This window comes from Streptomyces sp. adm13(2018) (assembly GCF_008042145.1).
GTDB lineage: Bacteria > Actinomycetota > Actinomycetes > Streptomycetales > Streptomycetaceae > Streptomyces.
In genome coordinates, this window is sequence record NZ_RDBH01000315.1 from 1 (window position 1) to 1,511 (window position 1,511).

Sequence of the window (1,511 nt, forward strand, 5' to 3'; positions counted from 1 at the left end):
GGGTGAGTTCCCTCCCCTCCCCGTGGCGGCGGGCGTACGTCTCCGGGGTGAGTGCCGTGCGGAGCGTCTCCTCGGCCCGCGTCCTGATCAGGGACTCGGTCCCGGACGTGAAGGGGCGGAAGCCGCCGCCGGTGGACGAGCCGGCGTGGGCGTCGTAGGCGCCCAGGAGCCGTGCCCCGGCCTCCGCGTCGCCCGGTCCGCCCCGCCCGCCGAGCGCCCACGCCGCCGTCGCGAACTGGGTGACGAGCAGGTACGGGGCCACCAGGTGGGCCAGGGTCTCCACGTCCGCGACGGCGGCGGCYRGCCGCCGCACGGCCCGGTCGTGGGCGCCGTCGAGGCAGTCGAGCCAGGCCGAGGCCCCGCCGGCGAGCCCCAGGAAGAGCGACGGGGTCGACTCCCCGAACTCGCCCTCAAGACGGGCGAGCTGCTCCCGCGCGGGAGCGGTCCGCCCGGTGTGGGCGTAGTGCTGGACGAGCAGCATCCGGGCCGAGCCGGCGACCTCCGCGCCCCACTCGCCCGCGGCGTCCGCGGCCTCGACGAGCAGCTGCTCGGCCGCCGGGTCCCCCTCCGGCCGGAGCCGCAGCCGTACGGCCGCCAGGCGCGCGGTGGACAGCGGCACCTGGGAGCGCGCGTCGACCCGCTCGGCGGCCTCCGCGGCCCGCCGGTAGTCGTCGGCGGCCTCGGCGAGCCGCCCGGCCCGCTCGTGGGCCTCGCCCCGGGCGGCGAGGGACTCGGCGATGCCCCAGGGGTCGCCCGCGGCCTCGAAGAGGGCGAGCGCCTCGGCCGCGTCGGCGGGACCGTGCACGACGAGCTTGGCCCGGACGAGCAGGGCGAAGCCCAGGTCCCAGCCGGGGGCGTGGGCGCGACAGGCGTCGACGACCGCGGTGAGGACCTCGTCGAGGCCCGTGAACTCCCCCGCCATCAGGCGGGCGAAATGCCACATCGTGCCGGGCTGGCGGCAGGTCTGGGGAAGCCCCGGCCGGTACGCGGCGACCACCGCGGCGAGCCTCGCGTGGGCCCCGGGGCGTTCGAAGGCGGAGGCTCCCCGGCCTCCCTCGGTCGCGAGCGCGTAGAGCCGCCCGCCGCGCCGGGCCTCCCGGAGGCGCTCGCCGCTCCACGGCGGCGGGACGTCCGTGCACCTGCCCTCGAACGGTTCGGCCGGTCGCACCGGCTCCCGGAACGGGTCGGGTCCGAGCCGGCCCGCCTCCACGGCCCAGGCGCGGGCGTCGGCCTGGTGGTGGCGCAGCTGCCAGAACCAGCTGAGGGAGTGGACGAGGCAGAGCACCTCCTGCTCCGCGCCGAACGCGACGGCCGTCCGCAGGGCCCCGCGCAGGTTGTCGTGCTCCCGCTCCAGGAGCGCGACGGCCTCGACCTGTCCGGAGCCCCGCAGTTCGGGATCGGTGGTCCGGGCCAGCTCCCGGTAGTACGTCAGATGGCGCCGTTCGACCTCCGCCTCCTCGCCCGACTCCACCAGCCGTTCCCGCGCGTACTCGGCCACCGTCTCCAGCAAC

The 1,511-nt window shown here is 77.8% G+C and carries 1 pseudogene; it reads right to left on the reverse strand.

Annotated features, from left to right (window positions below):
- Positions 1–1,511, reverse strand: a pseudogene (locus tag EAO70_RS37045) (AfsR family transcriptional regulator); the annotation flags it as partial.